This window comes from Klebsiella sp. Ech2A, from assembly GCF_030078455.1.
GTDB classification, from domain to species: domain Bacteria; phylum Pseudomonadota; class Gammaproteobacteria; order Enterobacterales; family Enterobacteriaceae; genus Klebsiella; species Klebsiella terrigena.
The window spans coordinates 1-25,352 of record NZ_JAQGFU010000054.1 but is presented as its reverse complement, the minus strand read 5'-3'; the positions used below and the strand labels follow the sequence as shown (position 1 = coordinate 25,352).

The 25,352-nt window shown below is 56.1% G+C and carries 31 protein-coding genes, 1 tRNA gene and 2 pseudogenes; 13 read left to right on the top strand and 21 right to left on the bottom strand.

Going from position 1 to position 25,352, the window contains the following annotated elements:
• A partial coding sequence (locus tag PFH44_RS12455; RefSeq protein ID WP_283825160.1) for a helix-turn-helix transcriptional regulator occupies nucleotides 1–163 on the bottom strand: 163 nt, incomplete at its 3' end.
• A gap of 92 nt (nucleotides 164–255) precedes the next feature.
• Between PFH44_RS12455 and PFH44_RS12450 the strand changes: the two genes are divergently transcribed.
• Nucleotides 256–654 (top strand): VOC family protein, encoded by a 399-nt coding sequence (locus PFH44_RS12450; protein WP_283825158.1) that lies wholly within the window; start codon nucleotides 256–258, stop codon nucleotides 652–654.
• 172 nt (nucleotides 655–826) lie between these two features.
• Here PFH44_RS12450 and PFH44_RS12445 read toward each other — a convergent pair whose 3' ends face one another.
• Nucleotides 827–1,702: an AraC family transcriptional regulator gene (locus tag PFH44_RS12445; protein ID WP_283825157.1), complete on the bottom strand. Its 876-nt coding sequence runs from the start codon at nucleotides 1,700–1,702 to the stop codon at nucleotides 827–829.
• Nucleotides 1,703–2,106: 404 nt separating this feature from the next.
• On the opposite strand from PFH44_RS12445, the gene PFH44_RS12440 reads away from it, so the two are divergent.
• Entirely contained in the window at nucleotides 2,107–2,424 is a 318-nt protein-coding gene (locus PFH44_RS12440; RefSeq protein WP_283825156.1) for a hypothetical protein, read from the top strand.
• On the opposite strand, the gene PFH44_RS12435 is transcribed toward PFH44_RS12440, so the two are convergent.
• Genes PFH44_RS12435 through PFH44_RS12425 form a run of 3 tightly spaced genes read right to left on the bottom strand, consistent with a single transcriptional unit; the run spans nucleotide 2,390 to nucleotide 3,648 of the window.
• Complete coding sequence (locus tag PFH44_RS12435) at nucleotides 2,390–2,881, bottom strand: Hcp family type VI secretion system effector (RefSeq protein WP_283825155.1); 492 nt, start codon at nucleotides 2,879–2,881, stop codon at nucleotides 2,390–2,392. The two genes, PFH44_RS12440 and PFH44_RS12435, sit on opposite strands and share 35 nt — an antisense overlap.
• A 1-nt stretch (nucleotide 2,882) precedes the next feature.
• Nucleotides 2,883–3,152, bottom strand: coding sequence for a hypothetical protein (locus tag PFH44_RS12430; RefSeq protein ID WP_283825154.1), 270 nt, complete (start codon nucleotides 3,150–3,152; stop codon nucleotides 2,883–2,885).
• On the bottom strand, nucleotides 3,130–3,648 hold the full coding sequence (locus PFH44_RS12425) for a DUF2778 domain-containing protein (RefSeq protein ID WP_283825153.1): 519 nt from the start codon (nucleotides 3,646–3,648) through the stop codon (nucleotides 3,130–3,132). The genes PFH44_RS12430 and PFH44_RS12425 overlap by 23 nt, the downstream gene beginning before the upstream one ends.
• 135 nt (nucleotides 3,649–3,783) lie before the next feature.
• Here PFH44_RS12425 and PFH44_RS12420 point away from each other — a divergent pair, with 135 nt between their 5' ends.
• Nucleotides 3,784–3,990: a hypothetical protein gene (locus tag PFH44_RS12420; RefSeq protein ID WP_283825161.1), complete on the top strand. Its 207-nt coding sequence runs from the start codon at nucleotides 3,784–3,786 to the stop codon at nucleotides 3,988–3,990.
• A gap of 65 nt (nucleotides 3,991–4,055) precedes the next feature.
• Here the strand turns inward: PFH44_RS12420 and PFH44_RS12415 are convergent, their stop codons facing one another.
• Both PFH44_RS12415 and PFH44_RS12410 read right to left on the bottom strand, forming a co-directional pair.
• Nucleotides 4,056–4,541: an Hcp family type VI secretion system effector gene (locus PFH44_RS12415; RefSeq protein WP_283825152.1), complete on the bottom strand. Its 486-nt coding sequence runs from the start codon at nucleotides 4,539–4,541 to the stop codon at nucleotides 4,056–4,058.
• Between the two features lie 18 nt (nucleotides 4,542–4,559).
• Nucleotides 4,560–4,886 (bottom strand): annotated as a pseudogene (locus tag PFH44_RS12410) (DUF1493 family protein).
• Nucleotides 4,887–5,341: 455 nt separating this feature from the next.
• Between PFH44_RS12410 and PFH44_RS12405 the strand changes: the two are divergent.
• Nucleotides 5,342–5,674 (top strand): NIPSNAP family protein, encoded by a 333-nt coding sequence (locus PFH44_RS12405; RefSeq protein ID WP_283825151.1) that lies wholly within the window; start codon nucleotides 5,342–5,344, stop codon nucleotides 5,672–5,674.
• A gap of 98 nt (nucleotides 5,675–5,772) precedes the next feature.
• Here the strand turns inward: PFH44_RS12405 and PFH44_RS12400 are convergent, their stop codons facing one another.
• The 5 genes from PFH44_RS12400 to actS form a co-directional block, all read right to left on the bottom strand.
• Nucleotides 5,773–6,258, bottom strand: a complete 486-nt coding sequence (locus tag PFH44_RS12400) for an Hcp family type VI secretion system effector (protein ID WP_045857176.1) — start codon at nucleotides 6,256–6,258, stop codon at nucleotides 5,773–5,775.
• Between the two features lie 18 nt (nucleotides 6,259–6,276).
• On the bottom strand, nucleotides 6,277–6,603 hold the full coding sequence (locus PFH44_RS12395; protein ID WP_045857174.1) for a DUF1493 family protein: 327 nt from the start codon (nucleotides 6,601–6,603) through the stop codon (nucleotides 6,277–6,279).
• Nucleotides 6,597–7,046 (bottom strand): STM2901 family protein, encoded by a 450-nt coding sequence (locus tag PFH44_RS12390; RefSeq protein ID WP_076945851.1) that lies wholly within the window; start codon nucleotides 7,044–7,046, stop codon nucleotides 6,597–6,599. The genes PFH44_RS12395 and PFH44_RS12390 overlap by 7 nt, the downstream gene beginning before the upstream one ends.
• 321 nt (nucleotides 7,047–7,367) lie before the next feature.
• Nucleotides 7,368–7,441, bottom strand: a tRNA-Gly gene (locus tag PFH44_RS12385).
• A gap of 80 nt (nucleotides 7,442–7,521) precedes the next feature.
• The gene (gene actS / locus PFH44_RS12380; RefSeq protein ID WP_283825150.1) at nucleotides 7,522–8,241 is read right to left on the bottom strand and encodes an amidase activator ActS; all 720 of its coding nucleotides are present in this window, start codon (nucleotides 8,239–8,241) and stop codon (nucleotides 7,522–7,524) included.
• Nucleotides 8,242–8,510: 269 nt separating this feature from the next.
• Here actS and idi point away from each other — a divergent pair, with 269 nt between their 5' ends.
• Nucleotides 8,511–9,056: an isopentenyl-diphosphate Delta-isomerase gene (gene idi, locus PFH44_RS12375; RefSeq protein ID WP_283825149.1), complete on the top strand. Its 546-nt coding sequence runs from the start codon at nucleotides 8,511–8,513 to the stop codon at nucleotides 9,054–9,056.
• A gap of 126 nt (nucleotides 9,057–9,182) precedes the next feature.
• On the opposite strand, the gene lysS is transcribed toward idi, so the two are convergent.
• The 5 genes from lysS to xerD form a co-directional block, all read right to left on the bottom strand.
• On the bottom strand, nucleotides 9,183–10,700 hold the full coding sequence (lysS, locus tag PFH44_RS12370) for a lysine--tRNA ligase (RefSeq protein WP_095099195.1): 1,518 nt from the start codon (nucleotides 10,698–10,700) through the stop codon (nucleotides 9,183–9,185).
• Nucleotides 10,701–10,709: 9 nt separating this feature from the next.
• Nucleotides 10,710–11,808 (bottom strand): peptide chain release factor 2 gene (gene prfB, locus PFH44_RS12365; RefSeq protein WP_115191916.1). Its coding sequence is split into 2 segments (ribosomal slippage): nucleotides 10,710–11,732 and nucleotides 11,734–11,808, totalling 1,098 coding nucleotides; the frame shifts between segments, so codons are not numbered across the junction.
• Nucleotides 11,809–11,930: 122 nt separating this feature from the next.
• The gene (recJ, locus tag PFH44_RS12360; RefSeq protein ID WP_076948123.1) at nucleotides 11,931–13,664 is read right to left on the bottom strand and encodes a single-stranded-DNA-specific exonuclease RecJ; all 1,734 of its coding nucleotides are present in this window, start codon (nucleotides 13,662–13,664) and stop codon (nucleotides 11,931–11,933) included.
• 5 nt (nucleotides 13,665–13,669) lie between these two features.
• Nucleotides 13,670–14,383, bottom strand: a complete 714-nt coding sequence (dsbC, locus tag PFH44_RS12355) for a bifunctional protein-disulfide isomerase/oxidoreductase DsbC (protein ID WP_045857161.1) — start codon at nucleotides 14,381–14,383, stop codon at nucleotides 13,670–13,672.
• 23 nt (nucleotides 14,384–14,406) lie between these two features.
• The gene (gene xerD, locus PFH44_RS12350; RefSeq protein WP_133600549.1) at nucleotides 14,407–15,303 is read right to left on the bottom strand and encodes a site-specific tyrosine recombinase XerD; all 897 of its coding nucleotides are present in this window, start codon (nucleotides 15,301–15,303) and stop codon (nucleotides 14,407–14,409) included.
• A gap of 158 nt (nucleotides 15,304–15,461) precedes the next feature.
• Here xerD and fldB point away from each other — a divergent pair, with 158 nt between their 5' ends.
• Complete coding sequence (fldB, locus tag PFH44_RS12345; protein WP_045857157.1) at nucleotides 15,462–15,983, top strand: flavodoxin FldB; 522 nt, start codon at nucleotides 15,462–15,464, stop codon at nucleotides 15,981–15,983.
• A gap of 30 nt (nucleotides 15,984–16,013) precedes the next feature.
• On the opposite strand, the gene PFH44_RS12340 is transcribed toward fldB, so the two are convergent.
• The gene (locus tag PFH44_RS12340; protein WP_045857155.1) at nucleotides 16,014–16,424 is read right to left on the bottom strand and encodes a protein YgfX; all 411 of its coding nucleotides are present in this window, start codon (nucleotides 16,422–16,424) and stop codon (nucleotides 16,014–16,016) included.
• Entirely contained in the window at nucleotides 16,405–16,671 is a 267-nt protein-coding gene (gene sdhE, locus PFH44_RS12335) for an FAD assembly factor SdhE (RefSeq protein ID WP_283825148.1), read from the bottom strand. Before sdhE ends, PFH44_RS12340 begins: the two co-directional genes overlap by 20 nt.
• Before the next feature lie 369 nt (nucleotides 16,672–17,040).
• Between sdhE and ygfZ the strand changes: the two genes are divergently transcribed.
• Nucleotides 17,041–18,024 carry a tRNA-modifying protein YgfZ gene (gene ygfZ, locus PFH44_RS12330; protein ID WP_283825147.1) on the top strand — a complete coding sequence of 328 codons (984 nt, stop codon included), beginning with the start codon at nucleotides 17,041–17,043 and terminating at the stop codon, nucleotides 18,022–18,024.
• Between the two features lie 107 nt (nucleotides 18,025–18,131).
• Here ygfZ and trhA read toward each other — a convergent pair whose 3' ends face one another.
• Together trhA and yqfB are read right to left on the bottom strand one after the other, a co-directional pair.
• Entirely contained in the window at nucleotides 18,132–18,791 is a 660-nt protein-coding gene (gene trhA / locus PFH44_RS12325; protein WP_123709003.1) for a PAQR family membrane homeostasis protein TrhA, read from the bottom strand.
• 160 nt (nucleotides 18,792–18,951) lie between these two features.
• Nucleotides 18,952–19,263 (bottom strand): N(4)-acetylcytidine aminohydrolase, encoded by a 312-nt coding sequence (yqfB, locus tag PFH44_RS12320; protein WP_076948127.1) that lies wholly within the window; start codon nucleotides 19,261–19,263, stop codon nucleotides 18,952–18,954.
• Nucleotides 19,264–19,312: 49 nt separating this feature from the next.
• Here yqfB and PFH44_RS12315 point away from each other — a divergent pair, with 49 nt between their 5' ends.
• From PFH44_RS12315 to PFH44_RS12290, 6 genes and pseudogenes are all read left to right on the top strand, one after another.
• A complete protein-coding gene (locus tag PFH44_RS12315) occupies nucleotides 19,313–20,041 on the top strand; it encodes a MurR/RpiR family transcriptional regulator (protein WP_045857150.1) in 729 nt (242 codons plus the stop codon).
• 120 nt (nucleotides 20,042–20,161) lie between these two features.
• Nucleotides 20,162–21,595 carry a 6-phospho-beta-glucosidase gene (locus PFH44_RS12310; RefSeq protein WP_045857149.1) on the top strand — a complete coding sequence of 478 codons (1,434 nt, stop codon included), beginning with the start codon at nucleotides 20,162–20,164 and terminating at the stop codon, nucleotides 21,593–21,595.
• A 137-nt stretch (nucleotides 21,596–21,732) separates the two neighbouring features.
• Nucleotides 21,733–22,092, top strand: coding sequence for a copper resistance protein (locus tag PFH44_RS12305; RefSeq protein ID WP_283825146.1), 360 nt, complete (start codon nucleotides 21,733–21,735; stop codon nucleotides 22,090–22,092).
• A 48-nt stretch (nucleotides 22,093–22,140) separates the two neighbouring features.
• Nucleotides 22,141–24,149: pseudogene (locus PFH44_RS12300) on the top strand (cytochrome c biogenesis protein CcdA).
• A 2-nt stretch (nucleotides 24,150–24,151) separates the two neighbouring features.
• Nucleotides 24,152–24,763 carry a DsbA family protein gene (locus PFH44_RS12295; protein ID WP_283825159.1) on the top strand — a complete coding sequence of 204 codons (612 nt, stop codon included), beginning with the start codon at nucleotides 24,152–24,154 and terminating at the stop codon, nucleotides 24,761–24,763.
• Nucleotides 24,753–25,253, top strand: a complete 501-nt coding sequence (locus PFH44_RS12290; protein ID WP_283825145.1) for a protein disulfide oxidoreductase — start codon at nucleotides 24,753–24,755, stop codon at nucleotides 25,251–25,253. Before PFH44_RS12295 ends, PFH44_RS12290 begins: the two co-directional genes overlap by 11 nt.
• Nucleotides 25,254–25,352 lie beyond the last annotated feature (99 nt).

Below are 25,352 nucleotides of genomic sequence, written 5' to 3'. Positions count from 1 at the left end.
CCTCCCCCTCTACCGGCACCCTTTGCCCGGCGAGATCCGCCATATCCCGATAAATGGTTCGCTTTGAGACTTCAAGCTCTTCGGCCAGTTTCGCCGCGGTGACCGGAAGCGTCGAGCGCCTGAGTATCTGGAGAATCTGGAACAACCTGTCTGCACGCCGCATTTTTTCGTCCTGTTGCCACCACGCTGTCAGCATACCTGAGTGAAGATATTTTTCAGAGGCCGCGCTATTCGCCGCCATAATGGAGCATCGCTATGAAATTTGTCTCTGTCCGCCTGATTGCGCAAAACATCAAAGACGTTGTGCAGTTTTATGAATTAGTGACCCGCAGCAAGGCCGACTGGTTAGCCCCGGTTTTTGCCGAAATCGTCACGCCGGTCGCCGTTATAGCCATAGGTAGCGTTGAGACGGTAGCGCTGTTTAAAGAGGGCAGCGCCCAGCCCGCACTTAATCGCTCGATAATTTTGGAGTTCAGGGTAGAAGATGTCGATGCCGAATTTAATCGCTTAATAGAGCACGTCGAAGTGGTTCATCCCCCGAAAGATTTACCCTGGGGAAACAGGACGGCGCAGTTTCGCGATCCTGAAGGCACGTTGATCTCGCTTTATACTCCGGTAACGGAAGCGGCGAAAACGCGCTTTAATCGGGGATAAGAGGAAGGTAAAGCGATAAGAAGCTCTCCCGGTCAAAAGAAAGATGGGAGGGCTGCCTGGGGAAGTTGAAGTCCCAGATTAACTCTGGACGACGCCACTCCCCCGGAGAAAAAACGCACCGGGAAACTTCCCGGCGCCTCTCACTTCTGCAGCGGCGGTAGCCAGGATCGGCTTATTTCAGCGGCAAATAGATATCCGTGAGCAATTCATGTTCCGCCACCTCGTGCACAAAGTTGTGGTAGTGAAAGAAGAGCGGGAAGTCGCGCAGCTCTTCTCCGCTACCGGGCAGCCAGTCGCGGTACAGAGCCTGCGCCAGCCCGGTTAACGCATCGTGCGATCCCTGATGGCGCAGCACCGCGCATCGGCCTGCGGGGATGTCGCTATTAACCACCCCGAAGCGATTGTCTTCGGCAATCGGTGAGGTTACCGTTCCGCAAATATGGAACGCAAATTCATCCGCTGGCGTTGTGGCCGGATCGTCCGGAGCAACACCATACGTTTGGCTGCTGGCAACGGGCGAAAGACCCGTGCTTTTTCGCCATTCAATAAAGCGGGCCGCAGTTTCGTTTATGAGCTCCGGCTGGCCGCGGTGGCTCAACATGGCAACCGGCGTGGCGGAAAAGTTAATGATCCTGACCTGGCCTTGCATCGTTTTTCTCCTCGTTTGATAAGCTTCTGATATACGCTGATGCCAGTCGACCCAGAGGGGACGCTGGCGAAACTGCGTCGGTGACAGACCAAACATTTGCCTGAAAGCGCGGCTGAATGATTCGGCATGCTGAAAACCGGCGTCGAACGCGATATCGGTGATTCTCTCTAACGGATTAAAAGCCAGCCGATAAGAGGCGCGTTTTAAGCGCATCATCTGGATGTAACGACCAGGCGGCATCCCACAATAGCTGCAAAACTGACGATGGAAATGAAATGGCGAGAAGTGAGCCACTTCGCTGAGTTTTTCCAGCAACAGCGCGTCGTCGAGATGGCGGTCAATATAATCAAAAACCTGATTAAAACGTCTGGCGTAACTATCGGTTTTGTTATCACACATGGCTTCCTCCGTGCTTCTTAATATGCGCAAAGGCGATGTGATTTGCCTGACCGATCTTGCGCAATATAACAAAACCGCAAAAGAAACCCGTCTCAAGGTGCAGCCTTAGCTGCTGCAGACACAGACCCTCACTGAGCGGCGTTATCAATGATGGCACCGGGATGCGTCAAAAAATGGAGTATGCCGATCCAGAACTGGCGGTTGGCAATGAGCCGTTTTGTTATCGAGTTCGGTGACCGCCTGAGCGATCGCCTTTAATGCGGCGGCAGTTACACAGAATTATTTACAGGGTCTGTGCTGGCGTAGCATTTCAAGGGCTTTCTCGGTGTCGCGTTTGTTTGTGCCGACACGGTTTTGAAAGCTATAAAGCGCTGAGGTAATAGCAGCCCTATTTATGGTGATTTGTGGGTATTCCTGAACCAGACCACCGCGCGATTGGTGACGCACTCAAATTACGATATGCATATTTTAATCATCTGGAAGGCAACATTCTGAACCTGAAGGAGCAAAAGATCGGGAAAACCCATTCTATTATGCTGGCAGCGAGAACGCTCGAACTGGTTGCACAGCACCGCGCTGATAATCCTGGGCATGAATATCTCTTCGAAGTTGACAGCAACCGGGCCAAAGGCAAACCGATCAGCCGCGTAACAGTCTCAGCAAAATTTAATTACGCCCCCTCTGGGGTTATGCGGTTGGTCGCTCGTTCCAGGCATCCGTGAACTGAATATTCCCGTCGAGAATCTTCCATGTGATTTTCTCGTACTGCAAGCTGACGCTTTCAACGTGGTTCATTTTGTCATTAGCTGCAAGTTTGCAGTTAGGAACACCGCAGTTAACACCTGTGATTTTCACGTTTTCCATCAGCACAGAGTAATACGGTACTTCCTGACCTGCGTCGTTGATGTGGTAGAAACGAATCTCCGCGCTTTTCAGCGTCTGACCAGTTGCAGCGGCCTTATAAAGATACGGAGTAGAGCTATCAACTTCCTTTTCAATCATCATTGATGAATGTTGACGAGTCCCGGTGATCTTACCGTTGGCATTGTCTACAGGTAAGTTGACTCCGTGGCTCAGTCCTATGACCTCAATGCTGCCGTCACGATCCTGAACGTCAACAGCTCCCTTTATGTCTGCACCGCCATCGTCTTTAAGCCACATATACGGGGGGATTGGCATTTTATTTGCTCCTTATTTTTCTAAGTAACATCATTGTTAAAAGGTAAAGAACAGTTGTTATAGAAAAAACAACGATTACAGATATATAAAAATAGAGATCATAAAAGTTGTCGGCTCCAACCTCTCCAGGCCCGTAAACTATATGCCCAATCTGGCTGGCTAGTTCATGGCTCATCCATGTTTCAGGACTTCCGAGTGTGCGACCAACAACCAAAGATAAAAGGATGTAAAATGCTACTTTGATAACTCTACGGGCAAGTGTTCGAGCCATTGGCTACCACCTCAACCCAACCACGAGCCATAAGAGAACGCATACAGGGAACCTGAATAGGGGATGTGTTTAATAGCGCGTTTCGGATGGTGGCAAAATCTGAGTTATGGGCAATCGTTATGCAACCTTCAGAGACAGTGCCAGGGTGAAGCCGAAACAATCCACGGTGAACATTGTTTATCCAGGTACCATCATCAATGCCCCAATCACCCTTATACAAAGCAAACCATTCATCACGCCCAAACTCGGTTCCGTAGTACATCTTATTGAATAAGTCTTGCGCTTTAGCCTTCGCCCACGATCCTAAACCACCTGATCCACGTTCAACTATCCAGTATTTGCCAGGTGGAATCGGGCCATTATCGGGCACGGCTCCACAGCCGCCCTTATTGCGATATATGCCTTTGCCAGAGTGGGCCATGAACACCCCCACGCCATACAGGTTGAAAGGTGCATAATCTGCCCCGTTCAGTATCAACTTTCCTTGTAGAGCCACAGTAACCCTTCAGTTTACATAGGTATTGATCATTAATCGTACTCCTATGCGATCGGACACAGGACAGTTTTCTTCCGCGAAACTTCTGATTTTTAGGCAATAGAAACCATAAAGCCCCGTTGGTGGTGACGGTAAGTGGATCACTTTTTACCCGTTGCTGACAAAAGAAACCATTCTCAAGGTGCGGCCTTAGCTGCCGCAGACAAACGCCCTCCCTGCGCGGCGTTATCAATGATGGCGCCGGGATGCGTCAAAAAATGGAGTATGCCGATCCAGAACTGGCGGTTGGCAATGAGCCGTTTTATTATCGAGTTCGGTGACCGCCTGAGCGATCGTCTTTAATACAGTGGCAGTTACACAGAATTATTTACAGGGTTATACGAGGGGGAGCGCAACGCCCCCTTTCTTTATGTCGTTGGGCGTTCGTTCCAGGCGTCTGTATACTGGATATTACCATCCACAATACGCCAGGTGATTTTTTCATAACGCAGTTGCACGCTCTCCAAATGCCCCGTACCTGTTACAGTCCGAGTGTCGTGAACAATTGGCGTTACAGAAACAACCTTTACACCTTCCAGCAGAATATTGAAGTATTCCACTTCCTGACCAGCGTCATAAATATGATAGAACTTGAATTCAGCACTTTGCAGCGTCTGACCAGTGGCAACGGCTTTGTAAAGGTATGGGCTGGAAGAATCAATCTCTTTATCGAACAGAAATGGCGCGTGTTTACGTGTGCCCGTCAATTTTCCTGTAGCGCCATCGGTAGGAATGCTGAGATTATGTGTAAGACCACGAAGTTCGACACTCCCCTCACGATACTGAACATCGGAACCGCTACGGATTACCGCGCCGCCATCATCTTTCAAAAATAAGTGCACAGGTACAGCCATTCTTAAAACTTTTTGTAATCAATCGTATAACCAGCGTCCGGCTTTAGCTGACTCTGCGAACAATCGTACAGTTAGCGGCTTTGATACTTGCCCGATCGGCTCTTTGTTAAACCATTTGCGGTATACAGATTCTCTTTCCCACGGGTAGTAGGCATCAAAATTGATCGCCGATACATCGACGTTAAATTTTTCCCCGAAATCCTCGATTGCATAAGGCAATTCATCTCATTCGGCGTAGCCTTGTAACGGCGTATCAAACTCAATTGGGATTGGCTTAAAAGTAAAGGTTACTGCAAGAGATAACTCTCCTCGGAAAAACGCTAATATTTCACTATCTGTCACCATACGCGATCTTCTTTTCTGTCCATGGTGTTAAAGAGATTTATAAAACATATAAAACAATAAGTTAAGAAAAGAAGACAACTCAAGAACCAAGTTCTTGTTGTTTTGAGGTTTCAACTTAGCACCACCAGAATCCCCAATCTACACGGCAAAAACTACTGGAAAAATTGTCGCGCCGAAAGTGGATGTCCTGGGTTTGCCATCCCCCCTTTCAGGCATTGCGTTCAAAAACTTCAGCGGTGGTAGGCTTCTCCTTATAGAGGTAAACAGCCTCCAAAGTGTTAACTGCGTGATAAAGTGAAAGCTCGCCAGAGAGCTTTCCAGTGCGTCTGAGGGGTCTTGCTGCTTCTGCTTACGGATGACTGAACTGTCTGATTAGTAGTAGCTTCGTGGCCCAGTCCGGTTTACTTTATTGCTATCAACCAGGAGAAGTTCAGAGACGACACGGAGATAACACTTTGAAAACCGTCGAGATACTGCAGTACATTCTACGCAAAGGCACCGGAGCCACTTTTCACGCCATCATGCAGGACATCAGCGTTCCCCTACACCAACAACACGGGATCGATGTCGTGTCATTTGGCAACTCGCTACATGACCCGGATTGCTACTACCTGATGCGCGCCTTTGATAATCCTGAAAGCATGGCTTCGGTTCTCGATTCTTTTTACGCCAGTGCTGACTGGCGCAACGGCCCACGCGAAGAGATCATTCACAGCATTGAAACCAGCTTAAAAACAGTGATAAACCTGCCGCCGGAAAGCGTAGACGGGCTGCGGGTACAATCGTAGGTCATCGTCTTCGCCAGACATTTTGAGCGTCGCCAAATTTTGAGCCGCGGCGGACATCCGCTCGTTTACTCGCCATTGTCGATTAAATACACTCGTGGTTAGGCTTGTTTCTTCTCGTTCCACGCGTCAGAGTGAAGAATATTACCATCTTTATAGAGATGAGTGATTTTCTCATAACTCAGGGAAACATCTTCCATGTGTCCTGTACCAGTTACGTTGCGGGTGTCGTGCATTAGTGGGCTATGGCTAACCACTTTCACATTTTCCAAAGCGATCGTGTAGTAAATTTCCTCCTGTCCATTGTAGTTTATTCTGTAGAACTGAAATTCGGCACTTTTAAGCGTTTGGCCTGTTGCAACGGCTTTAAACAGGTAAGGTGATGAACTATCGATCTCTTTGGTGAAATTAAAAGAACAGTGTTGACGGGAACCGGTAACTTTACCAGTAAGGGGATCTGTAGGAATAACTACGCCATGTTGCAAGCTGCGTAGCTCTATACTTCCATCCCTTCCGTGAACATCACAAGATCCCATAATCTGCGAACCACCATCATCTTTTAAAATTAGGTGAACAGGTACAGCCATTTATTAAGCTCCTTGCAATTAGTCGTACAACCATTTCCCGGCTTTAGCCGATTCTGCAAACATTCTTACAGTAAGAGGTTTTGATATTTGTTTTACTGGTTTATCAGTGAACCATTTTCTAAAGAACCACGTATGAAACCACGGATAATATTTTTCGTAATTCATTACTGATACATCAACATGAAATACTTCATCGTATTTATCAATACAGTAAATTAAATCATCATCATCAGCATAATCTTGCAATACGTCGTCCAGTTCCAACGGTATTAGTTTTCCTGAGAAAGTACCCAACACAGGCAGCTCATTACGGAAAAACTCTAATACTTCCTGATCCGTTACCATATGCGATCTTTCTCATGAGCAATGGTGTTATAGTCTCGAACAGTTTTATAAACGATCTGACTAACATCACTTGCAAGAATCACCCAACCGATTACAGGTAAGCCACGACCTACGAAAGCTCCTAAATTAGTTACGTACTTTGGTTTAAGCGTTGCTATGCTGGCTTCTGTCAATGTGGGAAGTCTGATCGGTAATTCAACGTTAAGATACTGGCGTAAGTATTTAGAGGCTATAGAGGTTCCTTGAGTCGCCCCATAAGGTTTGCCCCTTGTCTTTAACAGTGGTAACCCCAGTATGATGCAACTCAATGCCAGAAGGTCTGTAACCCCTCCAAACTGCTCGTTTGTCTTGTCCAGAAAGAGCCAAAAGAACAATTCACCCGCTGAAATGTTATCGATCCCTTTGTAGAAGTACGTTCCATTTAGCTGTTCAACTGTATCCATCAGTAACCCTATAGTTTATATTGGTTTACTTACCTATCGTACTCCTAAGCAATCGGACACAGGAAGGTTTTCTTCCCAGGAAACCTCTGATTTTTTTAGACAATAGAAGCCTTATTGCCCGTTTGTGGTAAGACAACGAGCGGAGCCGTTAGGCGACTTCATCAGGGGTTATGTCAGACAGTGAAGTTTATCAGGATGACCATGTACCCGATCCCCGTTGGTACTTCGCCGTTCAATGGTAGAACGATCGCGACAACTTACCTAAGTTAACCCGTTGAAAGAAAATGAGTTTTATCGAGGCTTGCCACAAGGAGAGAGATCTGGAGCGGGCGAAGGGAATCGAACCCTCGTATAGAGCTTGGGAAGCTCTCGTTCTACCATTGAACTACGCCCGCGAAGAGGTGCGAGGGCCATTATAGACCTTACGCACCGTCTGACAAGACTGAACCATGCTAACTGCTGATAAAATAACCCGTTAGCACTTAGGCTTACCGCCCTGCGGCGGCAAATAGCGCTGCGGATCGATGGCCGTTGCCCGGTAGCGTATCTGGAAGTGCAGGCGCACGGAGTCGGCATCGGTGCTGCCCATCGTGGCGATCTGCTGGCCTATCTTCACGCTCTGGCCGTTGTTGACCATCATTTTATCGTTATGCGCGTAGGCGCTGATGTAGTCATCGCTGTGCTTAATCATGATCAGATTGCCGTAGCCGCGCAGCTGGTTGCCGACGTACACCACCTTCCCCGCTCCGGCCGCATACACCGGCTGGCCGCGCGTACCGGCGATATCAATCCCCTTATTGCCGCCATCGTTTGAGGAATAAGGCAGGATGACCTTACCGCTGGTCGGCCAGCGCCAGCAGCGCTGCCCCACCGGCGGCCACGTGACCGGCGGCAGGGCGGCCGGCGGCTTAGCCGCGGCGGTGCGGGTCGCGCTGCTTTTCTTCACGCTCTTGCCGCCGCTCGTCCCCGAGGCGCTGTTCAGCTTCAGCCGCTGTCCCACTTCGATGGTATAGGGCGGCGAAAGATTATTCAGCCGGGCCAAATCTTTAACGCTGGTGCCGGTGGTGCGGGAAATACGGTACAGCGTATCACCGCGCTTAACGGTATAGGCGGAACCAGAATCAGATGAGCTGGAGCATCCGGCAATCACCAGGCTGCTAACCAACATCATCGTGATATAAAAGCGTTTTCTCATCAGGCGTCCTGCACTCAACACAAACTCTCACCTCGTCAGAATGGACGAATATCATACCAGCCCATAGCCGGATCCCCAATCGATACGCCTCTTATCCTTAAGGATTAAACGCCCCGTGGAGAGCCGCCAATATCGCGCCCTGCCGCTGCCCGCCAGGCTCCTGGGCTTGTTTTGGTAATGCCTTTCGTCCACAAATGGTCTACCCTAACGGCCTGAGTACATGGCCCGGCGGGTTTGTACCGGGTCATTTATTATTTTCAGGAGTCGTTATGACCGGGGAACACGTCATTTTGCTGGACGAGCAGGATAAACCTGCCGGCATGCTGGAAAAGTATGCCGCCCACACCTTCGATACCCCACTGCACCTCGCGTTTTCCTGCTGGCTGTTTGACGAACGGGGCCAGCTGCTGGTCACCCGGCGTTCGCTGGAGAAGAAAGCCTGGCCGGGAGTATGGACTAATTCGGTCTGCGGACACCCTCAGGAGGGTGAAACCTTCGAGCAGGCCGTCACGCGGCGCAGCCGCTTTGAGCTCGGCGCTGAAATCACCGCTATCGCGCCGATCGCCCCGCGGTTCCGCTACCGGGCCGTGGCCCCCAACGGCATCGTCGAGAACGAAGTCTGCCCGGTATACGCCGCGCGCGTCACCGGCCCGCTGCGGCCGAATAGCGATGAGGTCATGGACTATCAATGGTGCCAGCTAGAGGACCTGCTCAACGCGCTGGCAATTACGCCGTGGGCCTTCAGCCCGTGGATGGTGCTGGAGGCCACGGATGCGGGCGCGGCGCTGCAAAACTACGCCGCGTCACTGCGCTGATGACGGCCGCCCTGCCGTACGCCAGCGCCTCCTCATGCGGACATCGCAGAGGGTCGCGGCGGCAGCCATAAAAAAACCCCGGCACGCAGGCCGGGGCTTTATCGTTCGCGGTGGTCGCGGTCGGTCTTATTTAACCGGGCGCATCGCCGGGAACAGGATCACGTCGCGGATGGTGTGGCTGTTGGTAAACAGCATCACCATACGGTCGATACCAATGCCCAGGCCGGCGGTCGGCGGCAGGCCGTGCTCCAGCGCGGTCACGTAGTCTTCGTCGTAGAACATCGCTTCATCGTCACCGGCGGCCTTAGCGTTCACCTGGTCGAGGAAGCGCTGCGCCTGATCTTCAGCATCGTTCAGTTCGCTGAAGCCGTTACCGATTTCACGTCCGCCGATGAAGAACTCAAAGCGATCGGTGATTTCCGGGTTGTCGTCGTTACGACGCGCCAGCGGAGAAACCTCAGCCGGGTACTCGGTGATGAAGGTCGGCTGAATCAGGTGCGCTTCCGCCACTTCTTCAAAGATCTCGGTCACAACGCGGCCCAGACCCCAGCTCTTCTCAACCTTGACGCCGACGGCGGCAGCAATCGCTTTCGCAGAGTCGAAGTTATCGAGATCTGCCATCTCGGTTTCCGGACGGTATTTCTTGATAGCCTCACGCATGGTCAGCTTTTCAAACGGCTTGCCGAAATCAAAGGTCTGATCGCCATAAGGCACCGCGGTGTTGCCGAGAATATCCTGCGCCAGGGTGCGGAACAGGGATTCGGTCAGCTCGATCAGGTCCTTATAGTCCGCATACGCCATATAGAGTTCCATCATGGTGAACTCTGGGTTGTGGCGTACGGAGATGCCTTCGTTACGGAAGTTACGGTTGATCTCGAACACGCGCTCGAAGCCACCGACAACCAGACGCTTGAGGTACAGTTCCGGCGCGATACGCAGGTACATGTCCAGATCCAGCGCGTTGTGATGGGTGATGAACGGACGGGCGGAGGCGCCGCCTGGGATCACCTGCATCATCGGGGTTTCAACTTCCATAAAGCCGCGACCGACCATGAACTGGCGAATGCCGGCCAGGATCTGCGAGCGCACTTTAAAGGTGTTGCGGGATTCGTCGTTGGAGATCAGATCCAGGTAGCGCTGGCGATAGCGCGCTTCCTGATCCTGCAGGCCGTGGAACTTGTCCGGCAGCGGGCGCAGGGCTTTGGTCAGCAGACGCAGCTCGGTGCAGTGAATAGAGAGCTCGCCGGTTTTGGTTTTGAACAGCTTGCCGCGCGCCGCGATGATATCGCCGAGGTCCCACTTCTTGAACTGCTCGTTGTAGACGCCTTCCGGCAGATCGTCACGCGCAACGTACAGCTGAATGCGGCCGCCGACGTCCTGTAGGGTGACGAATGAGGCTTTACCCATGATACGACGGGTCATCATGCGGCCAGCCACGGAGACTTCAACGTTCAGCGCTTCCAGCTCTTCGTTTTCTTTGGCATCGAAGTCAGCGTGCAGTTGGTCAGAGGTATGGTCACGACGGAAATCGTTCGGGAACGGGATACCCTGCTCGCGCAGCGCAGCCAGCTTTTCACGACGGCTTTTCAGTTCATTATTAAGGTCAATTGCCGCGTCAGCGCCCTGTGCTTGTTGTTCAGACATGTTGGTTCCTCATAACCCTGCTTTCAGACTTGCTTCGATAAATTGATCCAGGCTGCCATCAAGCACCGCCTGAGTGTTGCGGGTTTCCACCCCGGTGCGCAGATCTTTAATGCGGGAATCATCCAGCACGTAAGAACGGATCTGGCTGCCCCAGCCGATGTCTGATTTGGTATCTTCCATCGCCTGTTTCTCGGCATTTTTCTTCTGCATCTCCAGTTCATAAAGCTTGGCTTTCATCTGCTTCATGGCCTGGTCTTTGTTTTTGTGCTGCGAACGGTCGTTCTGGCACTGCGTCACTAACCCGCTTGGAATGTGGGTAATACGCACCGCGGATTCGGTACGGTTAACGTGCTGACCGCCCGCGCCGGAGGCACGGTAAACGTCAATACGCAGGTCCGCCGGGTTGATCTCGATGTCGATATCGTCATCGACTTCCGGGTAAACGAACGCGGAGCTGAAGGAGGTGTGGCGACGGCCGCCGGAGTCGAACGGGCTCTTACGCACCAGGCGATGAACGCCGGTTTCGGTACGCAGCCAGCCGTAGGCGTAATCGCCGATAATCTTGATGGTCACGGACTTGATGCCCGCCACTTCACCTTCAGACTCTTCGATAATTTCGGTCTTAAAGCCGCGCGCTTCGGCCCAGCGCAGATACATGCGCGTCAGCATGCTGGCCCAGTCCTGCGCTTCGGTGCCGCCGGAGCCGGCCTGAATATCGAGGTAGCAATCGGCGCTGTCGTACTCGCCGGAGAACATGCGGCGGAATTCAAGCTGAGCCAGCTTCTCGTCGAGCACATCCAGCTCGGCGACGGCTTCGTTGAAGGTCTCTTCGTCTTCGGCTTCAACGGCCAGCTCCAGCAGACCGGAAACGTCTTCCAGACCCTGGGACATCTGATCGAGGGTGTCAACGATGGCTTCCAGTGAAGAACGCTCTTTGCCCAACGCCTGTGCGCGCTCGGGCTCGTTCCACACGTCCGGCTGTTCCAGCTCGGCGTTTACTTCTTCCAGACGCTCTTTCTTGGCATCATAGTCAAAGATACCCCCTGAGAACGTCGGAGCGCTCCGTGAGGTCCTGAATACGGTTTTTTACCGGATTTATTTCAAACATGATCGATTTTCTTTTAATGGATTGGTCAAAATGCGGTGATAAGAGCGGAATTGTACCGGATCCCCGCTCTCTTTTATAGCCACTTCAGCCCTCAGGCGGCCTCTTTGTTGCCGGTTTTTTCGTCACACCGGCCAAAGATGGTCAATGATAAGCTGCAGACTGCGGTTGCCGCGAAACTCGTTGATATCGAGCTTATAGGCGAGGGTCACTTCGCGCACGCCGTTGTCCGGCCACATAGAGGTATCGACGTTAAAGGCAATCCCGTCCAGCAGCGGGCCGCCGCCAACCGGCTCGACCATCACCTTGAGGTGCCGCTCGCCCACCAGACGCTGCTGCAGCAGGCGGAAGCGGCCGTCGAACAGCGGCTCAGGGAACATCTGCCCCCACGGCCCGGCGTCGCGCAGCATCTGCGCCACCTCCATGCTCATCTCCCCGGCATCCAGCGGACCATCGGAAACCACTTCCCCCTGCAGCAGTGCGGGATCCAGCCACTCGGTCACCAGCTCGCCGAAGCGCTGCTGGAACTCCTCGAAGCGGGCCTCTTCCAGCGACAGCCCCGCCGCCATCGCGTGGCCGCCAAACTTGAGGATCAGCCCCGGGTTGAGCGTGTCGAGACGCTCCAGCGCATCGCGCATGTGCAGCCCCTGAATAGAGCGGCCGGAACCTTTTAACAGCCCGTCTCCCGTCGGCGCGAAGGCGATAACCGGACGGTGAAAACGCTCTTTGATTCGCGAGGCCAGAATGCCGACCACGCCCTGATGCCACTGCGGGTGATACATCGCCAGCCCGCCCGGCAGCGCTTCGCTGCTGCGTTCAAGCTGCTGGCACAGGGTGAGCGCTTCCGCCTGCATCCCCTGCTCGATCTCTTTGCGCGTCTGGTTCAGGGCATCCAGCTCGTTGGCCAGCACCCGCGCCTCGCCGGCGTTATCGCACAGCAGCAGCGCCACGCCGACCGACATATCGTCCAGCCTTCCCGCCGCGTTCAGCCGCGGACCAAGGGCAAAGCCGAGATCGCTGGCCGCCAGCTTCTGCGGGTCGCGGTTGGCAATCTCCAGCAGCGCCTTAATTCCCGGGCGGCACTTGCCCGCCCGAATGCGGCTCAGGCCCTGCCAGGTGAGGATGCGGTTATTGGCATCCAGCGGCACCACGTCGGCCACCGTTCCCAGCGCCACCAGGTCCAGCAGCTCAGCGAGGTTAGGCGCGGCAATCCCGCGCGTTTCAAACCAGTTTTTATCGCGCAGGAAGGTGCGCAGCGCCAGCATCAGGTAAAACGCCACCCCGACTCCGGCCAGCGATTTTGACGGGAAGCCGCAGTCGCGCAGGTTCGGGTTGACGATAGCCTCCGCCGCCGGCAGCGTATCCCCCGGCAGGTGGTGATCGGTGACGACCACCGGGATCCCCAGATCGTGCGCGCGATCGACGCCGCTATGCGAAGAGATGCCGTTGTCGACGGTCATAATCATCTGCGCGCCGCGGGCGTGGGCCTGATCGACCACTTCCGGGCTCAGGCCGTAGCCATCTTCAAAGCGGTTCGGTACCAGATAGGAGACGTTGCCGTAGCCCAGCGCGCGCAGCGCCAGCACGCTCAGGGCGGTGCTGGTGGCGCCATCGGCGTCAAAATCGCCGACGATTACAATATGCAAATCCTGCTGGAAGGCGTCGTAGAGCATCTCCACGGCTTTGTCGATGCCGTTGAGCTGCGCCCACGGCAGCATGCCCTTAACGCCGCGCTCCAGTTCCTGCGCGCTGCGTACGCCGCGGCTCGCGTAGAGCCGCTGCAGCAGCGGCGAAAGGTCGGCGGGAAGCTCCGCGCCATCGACCGCCTCACGGCGGCGCAGTTGTGTCTGTTGTTTCACGCGAATTATTTACCGCTGGTTTGTTTTTGATGCTCATCGAGGAAGGCTTTCAGCTCTTTCGGTCCCTGATAGCCCGGCAGCACGTAGCCGTTGCTCAATACCATTGCCGGCGTGCCGTTGACGCCGAACTGCACGCCGAGCGTGTAGTGTTTGCTGATATCAACGTTGCAGCTGGCCGGCTGTACGCCTTTGCCGCCCATCGCGTCATCCAGGGCTTTGTTGCGATCTTTGGCGCACCAGATGGCCTGCATGTCCTGCTCGGTCTGGCTCTGCAGCCCCTGGCGCGGGAAGGCCAGGTAACGCACGGTGATGCCCAGCGCGTTGTAGTCGCTCATCTCTTCATGCAGCTTGTGGCAGTAGCCGCAGGTGATGTCGGTAAAGACGGTGATGACGTGCTTTTCCTGCGGCGCCTTGTAGACAATCATCTCTTTTTCCAGCGCGTTGAGCTTACCCACCAGCAGCGAGTTAGTGACGTTAACCGGCTGGGCGCCGCTGACGTCGTACATCGGCCCCTGAATAACGTGCTTGCCGTCGTCGGTCACGTACAGCACGCCGCCGTCGGTCAGTACGGTGCTCATACCGCTAACCGGCGAAGGCTGAATGTCGGTGCTCTGCACGCCCAGCTTGGCCAGCGACTGCTTAATCGTCGCGCTGTCGGCGTGCGCCGCGCCGGAGAGCGTTGCCGCCAGCAGGGTGAACATCAGTAAACCTTTTTTCATACTCAATCCTTTTTATTCAGCACTCACGCCCGCGGGTGGTGCTGTTGATGAAGTTGTCGCAGACGCTCGGTCGCCACGTGGGTGTAGATCTGCGTCGTCGAGAGATCGCTATGTCCTAACAGCATCTGCACCACGCGCAGATCGGCGCCATGATTTAGTAGATGCGTCGCAAACGCGTGGCGTAAAACGTGCGGGGAGAGCTTCGCGCTATCGATCCCCGCCAGCACCGCGTAGTGCTTAATGCGATGCCAGAACGTCTGCCGGGTCATTTGCTGCGCGCGCTGGCTGGGAAAGAGCACGTCGGAGGCGACGCCGTTCAGCAGCCAGGGGCGGCCGTACTCAAGGTAGTTCTCAACCCACAGCACCGCCTCTTCGCCAAGCGGCACCAGCCGCTCTTTGTTGCCTTTACCCACCACGCGCAGCACGCCCTGACGCAGACTGATATCGCTCATCGTCAGGCCCACCAGCTCCGAGACGCGCAGGCCGGTGGCATACAGCACCTCCAGCATCGCCTTGTCGCGCAGCTCCAGAGGCTGCTCCACCAGCGGCGCCTGCAGCAGGCGGTCCACCTGCGCCTCGCTGAGATCTTTCGGCAGGCGCTGCGGCAGCTTTGGCGACGCCAGCAGCGCGCTGGGATCGTCGGTGCGAATTTTTTCCCGATACAGATGCTGGAAAAAGCGGCGCACCGCGCTCAGCAGCCGCGCGGTGCTGGTGGCCTTGTAGCCGCCGGTTTGCCTTTCGGCCAGCAGGGACTGGAGATCCTCTCCGCTGACGCTGCCAAGCGCCAGCCCGCGATGGTGCAGCCACTCCACGACCATCGTCAGATCCCGGCGGTAGGCGCTCAGCGTATTTTCCGCCAGGTTGCGCTCCAGCCACAGGGCATCAAGAAACTGCTCGATTTGTGCCAGATCCTGTTCCACATCGGCCTCTTTGCTCGTTAAATCGTCCCCAGTATACCCAAATAAGCCGCACGACTGGACAAAAACGGCGGCAACGGACTGCCTGAAGTATGACGGGTATCATCACCTTTCTGGTAGACTAGCCGCAAAGTCACAGCATGAATTGAGATGTTTACGCCATGAACATAGGCCTTTTTTACGGTTCCAGTACCTGCTACACCGAAATGGCCGCGGAGAAAATCCGCGATATTATCGGCCCTGAATTAGTGACCTTGCACAACCTGAAAGACGACTCCCCCGAGCTGATGACCGGCTACGACGTGCTGATCCTCGGCATCCCGACCTGGGATTTCGGCGAGATTCAGGAAGACTGGGAGGCTATCTGGCCGCAGCTCGAGACGCTGGATCTGCAGGATAAGATAGTGGCGCTGTACGGCATGGGCGATCAGCTGGGCTACGGCGAGTGGTTTCTCGACGCGCTGGGCATGCTGCACGACAGGCTGGCAACCCGGGGCGTGAAGTTTATCGGCTACTGGCCGACCGAAGGCTATGAGTTCACCAGCCGGAAGCCGATCGTCGCCGATGGCCAACTGTTCGTTGGCCTCGCGCTCGATGAAACAAACCAGTATGACCTAAGCGACGATCGTATCCAGAGCTGGTGCGAGCAAATCCTTGGGGAGATGGCCGAACAGTTCGCCTGAGTTTAGGCAAGAGCCTGACGCTCCAGGCTCTTAGTCCTGCGCCGGCTTATTCAGCACCAGCCGGCGCAAATCGCGCCACTCCTTCGCATCCATGCTATCAGCCGCCACCCACAGGTGCTGGCTGCGGCGCGTTTGCGCATGGCGCAGACGCAGCAGCATCCCGCTGTTAATGACCCACGGCATGCCGACGATTTCCCACTCCGCTTTTTGCCAGCGCAGTCGGGAATCGGTCATCAGCTTTATTTCTCCCTGGCAGGCGTGGATCCGCCGCTGGCTGCGTACGCAGTCAAACACCACCAGAGAGAGCAGCAGCAGCCATAGCGGGGTGTAGCTGAGCGGCCAGGGCATTAGCAGGACGATGGCCGCCACGACGCCGTGGAGCAACAGCGAGAACCACTGCGAACGCCAGGAAATGCGTAAATCAGATTGCCACAGGACCACGTTCCCGATTCCGAGTCTGGATTAATTTTACCATCCGCTGCAGCTGGGCATCGGAGGGTTCGCCGTGGTTCATCAACCAGTTGAACAGATCCGGGTCGTCGTTTTCTAACAACCGGATGAACAGCTGCTTGTCTTCATCGCTGAGCGTATCGTACTCATACTCGAAAAACGGCATGATGGAGATGTCGAGTTCACGCATACCCCGGCGGCATGCCCAGTGGATGCGGGCTTTATTATTAATGTCCATGTTATCCTTCCAGCGTAAAGGGATATACCCGTCATACTTCAAGTTGCATGTGCGTTAGCCGCGTTCGTTCCCCCCGGTCACTTACCCGAGTAAGCTCCTGGGGACTCGCTCACTTGCCGCCTTCCTGCAACTAGAATTATTTAGGGTATAGGTTAGTTTAACCCGTTTTTGGCACTTACTTTACAGCATTATCGAGAAGCGCGAGCAGCATTCCACAAAAACCATAAATTTATTATGGCTTTATCTATTTCCTGCATTCGCCCGTCTGCGCCCTTAGGGCACAAATGGCCTGCCGAAAGCGCTTGCATTGCACCATAGCTCTTTTACCATTAGTCATTCACTCTGCGTTAAGCTATTCAGGACATGACTATGGCTTTTACACCTTTTCCTCCACGTCAGCCCTCTTCTTCCGCGCGGCTGCCGTTAACGCTGATGACCCTGGATGACTGGGCGCTGGCGACAATCACCGGTCAGGATGCGGAGAAATATCTGCAGGGGCAGATCACCGCTGACGTCAGCGCGCTGACTGACGATCGCCACCTGCTGGCCGCGCACTGTGACGCCAAGGGTAAAATGTGGAGCAACCTGCGCGTGTTTCGCCGCGACGGCGGCTTCGCGTGGATTGAGCGCCGCAGCCTGCGCGACGCGCAGCTGACCGAACTGAAAAAATACGCGGTGTTCTCTAAGGTGACCATCGCCGCGAACGATGAACTCGTCCTGCTGGGCGTCGCCGGCTTCCAGGCCCGCGCCGCGCTGGCCCCGCTGTTCAGCGAGCTGCCGAATGCCGACAAGCAGGTGGTGACCGACGGCGCGACCAGCCTGCTGTGGTTTGAACATCCGGCAGAGCGCTTCCTGCTGGTGACCGACGCTGACACCGCCGCCCGGGTGGCCGAAGCCCTGCGCAGCGATGCCCAGCTGAATAACAGCCAGCAGTGGCTGGCGCTGAATATTGAAGCCGGCTTACCGGTCATTGATAGCGCCAACAGCGCGCAGTTTCTGCCGCAGGCCACCAACCTGCAGGCGCTGGGCGGGATCAGCTTTAAAAAAGGCTGCTATACCGGGCAGGAGATGGTCGCACGGGCAAAATTCCGCGGAGCCAACAAGCGGGCGCTGTGGTCTCTGACCGGGAAAGCCAGCCGCGTTCCGCAGGCCGGGGAAGATCTTGAGCTGCAGATGGGCGAGAACTGGCGCCGTACCGGCACCGTGCTGGCCGCCGTACAGCTAGATGATGGTCATCTGCTGGTACAGGTGGTGATGAATAACGACATGGAGGCGGACAGCGTGTTCCGCGTTCGCGATGATGCCGGCACGTTAAGCATCGCCCCGCTGCCGTACTCGCTGGAAGAAGAGTAGCTCTCCGCGAGCGGATAATGGCGCCAGCGCTCTGCCCTTAGGCGGCGCTGACGCTGCTATCCGCGCCAGCTAACCCGCGCGCCAGGCCATCGCCGCGCGCCGGTTATTTAAACCTGCCCAACGTACAGATAGATCGCCAGGAAGTGACAAACGCTGCCGCCGAGCACGAAGCCGTGCCAGATAGCGTGGTTGTACGGTATCCGCTTGCAGACGTAGAAGATAACCCCCAGCGAATAGACAATCCCCCCGATCGCCAGCAGCGTTACCCCGCCAGCCGCCAGCTTAATCGCCAGCTGATAGACCACGATGAGCGACAGCCAGCCCATCGTCAGATAGGTCACCAGCGACAGAACTTTAAAGCGGTGCGCGATGGTCAGCTTAAACAAGATCCCCAGCAACGCCAGGCTCCAGATAACGATCATCAGGCCGCGCGCGAGCGGCGAGTTGAGCCCCACCAGCAGAAAAGGGGTATAGGTACCCGCAATCAGCAGATAGATGGCGCAGTGGTCGAATTTTTTCAGCCATAGCTTGGCCCGCTGATGCGGAACGGCGTGATAGAGCGTAGAGGCGAGGAACAGCAGGATCATGCTGCCGCCGTAGAGGCTGTAGCTGGTAATCGCCATGGCGCCGGCGTTAGCGTTCACCGCCTGCACCAGCAGCAGCACCAGGCCGACGATACCGAACACCAGCCCGATCCCGTGACTGATGCTGTTGGCAATTTCCTCTGCCAGAGAATATCCCTGGGTGATTAATGGTTTGCGAACCATATTTGACTCCAAAAACGTGAAATCTTTCAACGCCCACCTAGGGTAACTGAGAATGATTCCAGTGAACACCTGTTAGCTAAAATAAAAAGATGAATATTTGTAAGCAGTTTAAAATCATAATGTTACAGTTAAATTTCACCTAACAGTCGTTCACTATTTTTCAAAGCAGTTTGAATTCAATGACATAAAACTGCTCTTCGTCCGGGTAGATCTCCGTGATGACCTGCCGCAGCTGCGCAAGGGTCATATTTTCCTGCTGCGCGTGCCGTTCGCTCAGCGTGGCGAGGGTTACCGTCGAGGTCGCGACCACGCTAATCGTGCAAAAATAGCCGTCATCTTCATAGCGCCCGACGCGCAGCACGTCGCCGACCTTAAAATGCGACTCCGCGGCGTTGCGGATGGTGATCGTTTTGCGGCCGCTGAGGATGTCGTCCTGAAAGCGCTGAAAAAAGGTTATGTCATTCGGCTGCATGATATCATTCCGTCCTGGTCATTCTGAATTGTGAGTTATTACCGTGAGTATGTTCTCCCACGCCGCTATTGCCAGTCTCAATAATCTTGAGATGATGGTCTACCACTACGTCATTAAGAATCGTGACAAAGTGATGTATATGACCATCCGCGAGCTGTCGGAAGCCGCCGGCGTTTCTACCACCACCGTGCTGCGCTTCTGCCGCAAGCTGCAGTGTGAGGGATACTCAGAGTTTCGCGTACGCTTTAAATTATATCTCGAGCAGAACCAGCCTCAACAGGCAAATATCGGCGCCAGCGAAATAATGAGCTTTTTTAAAAGCGTCAATAATGATGAATTTGATGACTTACTCGAGCGCGCGGTGGATATTATCCTCGCTTCGGAGCGTATTATTTTCGTCGGTGCCGGAACCTCCGGCGCGCTGGCGAAATATGGCGCACGCTTCTTCTCGAACGTCGGGAAATTCAGTAATCATATCGACGATCCCTATTTCCCGGTGACGAACGATATGGCCCGCAACGCGCTGGCGATCGTCCTCTCCGTTTCCGGTGAAACCGAAGAGATCCTGCGCTTTGCCGGCCAGTTCAGCCTCCATCGCTGCAAGGTGATGTCGATAACCAGCCACGAACACTCGCGGCTGGCGAAGCTGGCGGATTTCAACCTCTCCTGGCACATCCCACAAACGCGCATCGGCGGCGTCTACGATATTACGACGCAAATTCCGGTGATTTATATTCTTGAAAGCCTCGGGCGTAAATTAGCCCGTAAAATAGCCTAAAAATAACACCCTGTTTTTTCGATGTAACATATTCCAATAGCGGCAAATTGTTATATCGTGACATTTATATGCCCTTTGCTAGACTCGAAAACAACGAAACATCAGACGAGATTAGCAACCATGAAAAAAATATCCTTAGCGAAAGATTTTTTATGGGGCGGCGCGGTAGCGGCGCACCAGGTGGAAGGCGGCTGGAATAAAGGCGGCAAAGGCCCGAGCATTTGCGACGTGCTGACCGGCGGCGCCCACGGCGTACCGCGCGAGATAACCCACCAGGTTGAGCCGGGTAAATATTACCCGAACCACGAAGCCATCGATTTCCACGGCCGCTACAAAGAGGACATCAGGCTGTTCGCCGAGATGGGCTTCAAATGCTTCCGTACCTCCATCGCCTGGACCCGCATCTTCCCGCTCGGCGACGAAGCTCAGCCGAACGAAGAGGGGCTGCAGTTCTACGACGACATGTTTGATGAGCTGCTGAAGTACAACATCGAACCGGTTATCACCCTCTCCCACTTTGAAATGCCTCTGCACCTCGTGCAGCAGTACGGCGGCTGGACTAACCGTAAAGTTGTCGATTTCTTCGTGCGCTTTGCCGAAGTGGTCTTCGAGCGCTATAAGCACAAAGTGAAGTACTGGATGACCTTTAACGAGATCAACAACCAGCGTAACTGGCGTGCGCCGCTGTTCGGCTACTGCTGCTCCGGCGTGGTCTATACCGAGCATGAAAACCCGGAAGAGACCATGTACCAGGTGCTGCACCACCAGTTCGTGGCCAGCGCGCTGGCGGTGAAGGCGGCGCGCAGCATCAACCCCGAGATGCAGGTTGGCTGCATGCTGGCGATGGTCGCCCTCTACCCGTTCTCCTGCAAACCTGAAGACGTCATGTTCGCTCAGGAGTCGATGCGTGAACGCTACGTCTTCACCGACGTGCAGCTGCGCGGCTACTACCCGACCTACGTGCTGAACGAGTGGGAGCGACGCGGCTTTAGCATCAGGATGGAAGAGGGTGACGAGCAGATCCTGCGCGAAGGCACCTGCGACTACCTCGGCTTTAGCTACTACATGACCAACGCCGTCAAGGCTGAAGGCGGCAGCGGCGATGCCATTTCCGGCTTTGAAGGCAGCGTACCGAACCCGCACGTTAAGGCCTCCGACTGGGGCTGGCAGATTGACCCGGTGGGCCTGCGCTACGCGCTGTGCGAGCTGTACGAACGCTATCAGAAACCGCTGTTCATCGTAGAAAACGGCTTTGGCGCCTATGACAAAGTAGAAGAAGACGGCAGCATCAATGACGACTACCGCATCGACTACCTGCGCGCTCACGTTGAAGAGATGATCAAAGCGGTCACTTACGATGGCGTCGAGCTGATGGGCTACACCCCGTGGGGCTGCATCGATTGCGTCTCCTTCACCACCGGCCAGTACAGCAAGCGCTACGGCTTTATCTACGTCAATAAGCACGATGACGGCACCGGCGATATGTCCCGTTCGCGTAAAAAGAGCTTCGACTGGTATAAAGAAGTGATTGCCAGCAACGGCGAAAACCTCTGATTTCTCGCCCTGCAGCCCTCTCCTCTCCCCTCGTCGGGGAGAGGAAGAATCCCCCGCCCGGACACTTCTTTACAGCTTTCGCATTGCCAAAACGCGTTCGCCCGCTAAGATAGGCCACGTGAATATTTGAGGCGATCATGATTAAGCGAAAGCGAAAAGCCATTCTTCTTGTAGTCCTTGCCTGTCTGGTGGTGCTGGTATGCACCGCGCAGCGTATGGTGGGGCTGCACGCGCTTGTCATGAACGCCGCCGCCGTCACGCAGTCCGCCCAGCAGGGTTCGGACAGCGCCGAAGCGCCGGTCACCCCCTGCGAGCTGAGCGCAAAGTCGCTGCTGGCCTCACCACCGGTGCTGTTTGAAGGGGCTCTGTTCGTTTTCGCCCTCCTGCTGACGGTGCTGGCGGCGGTGCCGCCGCGCATCGAGCGGCTGTGGCCTCCCCGCGTTATCTCCCCGCCCCGGCTACGGGTGCATCTGCGACTATGCGTCTTCCGTGAATGAGAATTTCCCTGACAGTTCAGGTTAATCAATCATTTACGGAGAAAATTTATGCTTATGGTATTCAGGCGACTGCTGGTCTGCCTGCTTTGGCTATGGCTGCCCGCAAGCCAGGCCGCCGACAGCGGCTGGCTGCGCGCCGCCGATAATCAGCACGCCAGCGTCAGGCTGCGCGCGCAAAACGAGGGCAGCGGCGCCACCCGCCTGCTGCTGGACGTGGCTCTGGAAAAGGGCTGGAAAACCTACTGGCGCTCGCCGGGTGAAGGCGGGATCGCGCCCGCTATCGCCTGGCATCAGCCGCTGGAAGTGAGCTGGCGCTGGCCGGTGCCGCAGCGTTTTGACGTCGCCGGTATTTCGACCCAGGGCTATGACGGCAACGTCAGCTTCCCGATGGCGATCCGCGGCCAGATCCCCGCGACGCTGAGCGGCGTGCTGACGCTCTCCACCTGCAGCAACGTCTGCATTCTGACCGACTATCCCTTTTCGCTGGATATGGCCGCCCCTGCGGGGAGCGACTTTGGCTACGATTACGCCCGCGCGATGGGCACGCTGCCGCTGCCCGACGGGCTGACGACGCACCTCTCCGCTGGCTACAGCAGCGGCAGGCTCACGGTGACCGCCGTTCGTGAAGCCGGCTGGCAGCAGCCCTCCCTGTTTATCGATAGCATGGATGACGTCGATTTCGCTAAACCCACCTTTACCATCAAGGGCGACACCCTCACCGCCACGCTGCCGGTGACCGACGGCTGGGGCGAGGCGGCGCCGGACCTGCGCAATAAGCGCCTCTCTCTGGTGCTGCCGACGGCGGCCAGGCGCAGGAGAGCGCGCTCATCATCGGCGCAGCCTCTCCGACTCCCGCTACGTCGTGGGGATGGGCGCTGCTGATGGCGCTGGCCGGCGGGCTGATCCTCAACGTCATGCCCTGCGTTCTGCCGGTGCTGGCGATGAAGCTCGGCTCGCTGGTGCAAACCGACGTTCACCAGCGCGGCGCGGTGCGGCGGCAGTTCCTCGCGTCGGTTAGCGGCATCGTCACCTCTTTCCTCGCCCTGGCGCTGATGATGACGCTGCTGCGCCTCGGTAATCAGGCCTTAGGCTGGGGGATCCAGTTCCAGAATCCGTGGTTTATCGGCGTCATGGCGCTGGTGATGGTCCTGTTCAGCGCCAGCCTGCTGGGGCTGCTGGAGATCCGCCTCTCCTCCCGCGCCAGCACCTTCCTCGCCACCCGCGGCGGCAACGGCCTGATGGGGCATTTCTCCCAGGGCGCGCTGGCCACGCTGCTGGCAACCCCGTGCACCGCGCCTTTTCTCGGCACCGCGGTTTCGGTAGCGCTGGTGGCGCCGCTGCCTCTACTGTGGGGCATCTTCTTCACCATGGGATTAGGCATGAGCCTGCCGTGGCTGCTGGTTGCCGCCTGGCCCGGGCTGGCTCTGCGCCTGCCGCGGCCCGGCCGCTGGATGAACGCCGTGCGGGTTGCGCTCGGGCTGATGATGCTCGGCTCGTCGCTGTGGCTGATGAGCCTGCTGACGGTGCACACAGGCCGCACGCCGGTGCTCGCGCTGACGGTGATTTTAGCGGTCGTACTGCTGATGGCGACGGCCTGGCGCTACCGCTGGCGTACGGCGCTGCGTGCCGGCGCGCTGGCCGTGGCCGTCGCGGCGGCGGTCGCCTTCGCTTTCCCGCAGGACGGTCAAGGGTCCCGGCGTGATCGGGTGAAGTGGCAGCCGCTCAGCGAGCAGGCCATTACCGCCGCCCTGGCTGACCATAAGCGGGTCTTTATCGACGTGACCGCCGACTGGTGCGTGACCTGCAAAGCGAATAAATACAACGTGCTGCTGCGGGATGATGTGCAGGACGCGCTCTCCGCGCCCGACGTGGTGGCGCTGCGCGGCGACTGGAGCCGGCCGTCGGAAACCATCAGCCGCTTTCTGAACGCTCGCGGCAGCGCCGCGATCCCCTTCAACCAAATTTACGGACCGGATTTAGTCGAGGGCGAGATACTCCCCGCGCTGTTAAATCGTGAAGCGCTGCTCTCCGCGCTCTCCGCCGCCAAAGGACAATAATGATGAGAACGATTACCGCCCTCCTGCTGCTGTGCATTTCAGCTTTCGCCTCCGCCGCTCCGGCGTCGCAGGCTGAATCATCCTCCGACGCTCAGCTGGCAAACCTGCTGTTTAACGATCCCAATAGCCCGCGCATTGGGGCCAAAGAGCCGCGCCTGACCATCGTGTCGTTTACCGACTACAACTGCCCCTACTGCAAGCAGTTCGATCCGCTGCTGGAAAAAATCGTCCACGATAACCCCGACGTCCTGCTGATCGTCAAGCTGCTGCCGTTTAAGGGACAAAGCTCGGTCAACGCCGCCAAAGCCGCGCTCTCAACCTGGCGTCAGCAGCCGGACAAATTCTGGGCGCTGCACCAGCGGCTGATGGCGAAAAAGGGGTATCACGATGATGCCAGCATTCTCGCCGCCCGGCAGAAGACCGCTACCGATGGCGTACAGATGGATGATAAGACGATGGATTCGTTGAAAATGAACCTGATTTTGTCCCAGGTGCTGAACGTTCAGGGGACTCCGGCGACCATCGTCGGCGACCAGATGGTGGCGGGGGCCATTTCGTATGCCGACCTGGAGGGGCTGGTGAAAGAGCAGCTGGCACAATCCCATGAGCAGTAAACTGCGCCGCTGGCTGCGCGAACTGATGATTCTGCTGCTGCTCGCGGCGGCGACTATCGGCGGGATGGATTATCTGCGCCGACCCGCGCTGCCGCAGAGTTTTACCAGCACGCCGCTGCGGACCGTTGACGGCCGGACGGTCGATCTGCGCGCCATGAGCGAGGAGCGCCCGCTGCTGCTCTACGTCTGGGCCACGTGGTGCGGCATCTGTCGCTACACTACGCCGTCCGTCGCCGCGCTGGCTGCCGACGGCGGCAACGTGATGACGGTGGCGCTGCGCTCCGGCGATGACCCGGCGCTGGAGAAGTGGCTGGCGCGCAAAAAAATAGCTCTGCCGACGGTTAACGATCCCGACGGGCGGCTTTCAGCTCAGTGGGACATGCAGGTGACGCCCACCCTGGTAGTGATTTCCCGCGGCGAGGTGAAATCCGTGACCACCGGCTGGACCAGCGTCTGGGGGATGCGCCTGCGGCTGTGGCTGGCGTCATAGCTCCGTGAACCCGGGCAGGACGCCGCCCGGGGTTTCGCACCGGCCGGAGGCTATTTTCCTCCGGCCAGCTCAAGGAAGCTGCCGGTGACGTAGGAGGCT

Coding starts and splice junctions, on each gene's coding strand:
- PFH44_RS12450 (WP_283825158.1), top strand. CDS start 256: ATGAAATTTGTCTCTGTCCGCCTGATTGCGCAAAACATCAAAGACGTT.
- PFH44_RS12445 (WP_283825157.1), bottom strand. CDS start 1,702: ATGTGTGATAACAAAACCGATAGTTACGCCAGACGTTTTAATCAGGTT.
- PFH44_RS12435 (WP_283825155.1), bottom strand. CDS start 2,881: ATGCCAATCCCCCCGTATATGTGGCTTAAAGACGATGGCGGTGCAGAC.
- PFH44_RS12430 (WP_283825154.1), bottom strand. CDS start 3,152: ATGGCTCGAACACTTGCCCGTAGAGTTATCAAAGTAGCATTTTACATC.
- PFH44_RS12415 (WP_283825152.1), bottom strand. CDS start 4,541: ATGGCTGTACCTGTGCACTTATTTTTGAAAGATGATGGCGGCGCGGTA.
- PFH44_RS12400 (WP_045857176.1), bottom strand. CDS start 6,258: ATGGCTGTACCTGTTCACCTAATTTTAAAAGATGATGGTGGTTCGCAG.
- PFH44_RS12395 (WP_045857174.1), bottom strand. CDS start 6,603: ATGGTAACGGATCAGGAAGTATTAGAGTTTTTCCGTAATGAGCTGCCT.
- PFH44_RS12390 (WP_076945851.1), bottom strand. CDS start 7,046: ATGGATACAGTTGAACAGCTAAATGGAACGTACTTCTACAAAGGGATC.
- actS (WP_283825150.1), bottom strand. CDS start 8,241: ATGAGAAAACGCTTTTATATCACGATGATGTTGGTTAGCAGCCTGGTG.
- idi (WP_283825149.1), top strand. CDS start 8,511: ATGACCGGGGAACACGTCATTTTGCTGGACGAGCAGGATAAACCTGCC.
- lysS (WP_095099195.1), bottom strand. CDS start 10,700: ATGTCTGAACAACAAGCACAGGGCGCTGACGCGGCAATTGACCTTAAT.
- dsbC (WP_045857161.1), bottom strand. CDS start 14,383: ATGAAAAAAGGTTTACTGATGTTCACCCTGCTGGCGGCAACGCTCTCC.
- fldB (WP_045857157.1), top strand. CDS start 15,462: ATGAACATAGGCCTTTTTTACGGTTCCAGTACCTGCTACACCGAAATG.
- sdhE (WP_283825148.1), bottom strand. CDS start 16,671: ATGGACATTAATAATAAAGCCCGCATCCACTGGGCATGCCGCCGGGGT.
- ygfZ (WP_283825147.1), top strand. CDS start 17,041: ATGGCTTTTACACCTTTTCCTCCACGTCAGCCCTCTTCTTCCGCGCGG.
- trhA (WP_123709003.1), bottom strand. CDS start 18,791: ATGGTTCGCAAACCATTAATCACCCAGGGATATTCTCTGGCAGAGGAA.
- yqfB (WP_076948127.1), bottom strand. CDS start 19,263: ATGCAGCCGAATGACATAACCTTTTTTCAGCGCTTTCAGGACGACATC.
- PFH44_RS12315 (WP_045857150.1), top strand. CDS start 19,313: ATGTTCTCCCACGCCGCTATTGCCAGTCTCAATAATCTTGAGATGATG.
- PFH44_RS12310 (WP_045857149.1), top strand. CDS start 20,162: ATGAAAAAAATATCCTTAGCGAAAGATTTTTTATGGGGCGGCGCGGTA.
- PFH44_RS12305 (WP_283825146.1), top strand. CDS start 21,733: ATGATTAAGCGAAAGCGAAAAGCCATTCTTCTTGTAGTCCTTGCCTGT.
- PFH44_RS12295 (WP_283825159.1), top strand. CDS start 24,152: ATGAGAACGATTACCGCCCTCCTGCTGCTGTGCATTTCAGCTTTCGCC.
- PFH44_RS12290 (WP_283825145.1), top strand. CDS start 24,753: ATGAGCAGTAAACTGCGCCGCTGGCTGCGCGAACTGATGATTCTGCTG.